Annotated in this window: 1 protein-coding gene; it reads left to right on the top strand. The window is 65.8% G+C overall.

Going from position 1 to position 234, the window contains the following annotated elements:
* On the top strand, window positions 1–234 hold a 234-nt coding region (locus AB0T83_RS20545; RefSeq protein ID WP_494516553.1), incomplete at both ends, for a thiolase family protein.

Genomic DNA, 234 nt, shown 5'->3' with positions numbered 1-234 from the left:
ATCCTGCCCGTCATGCTCAAGAGCAAGAAGGGCGATGTGGCCTACGCCACCGACGAGCATTTCCGCGCCAACGCCAGCCTGGCCGACATGGCCAAGCTCAAGCCCGCCTTCCTGAAGGAAAACGGCACCGTGACAGCCGGTAATGCCTCCGGCATCAACGACGCCGCTGCTGCCGTGGTGCTGATGGACGCAGCCACCGCCAAAGCCCGTGGCCTGCAGCCTCTGGCCCGCCTG

Source organism: Meridianimarinicoccus marinus (assembly GCF_040689105.1).
Lineage (GTDB): Bacteria > Pseudomonadota > Alphaproteobacteria > Rhodobacterales > Rhodobacteraceae > Meridianimarinicoccus > Meridianimarinicoccus marinus.
Note: the sequence above shows the minus strand (reverse complement) of the source record. Positions and strands in the feature narration are given on the sequence as shown.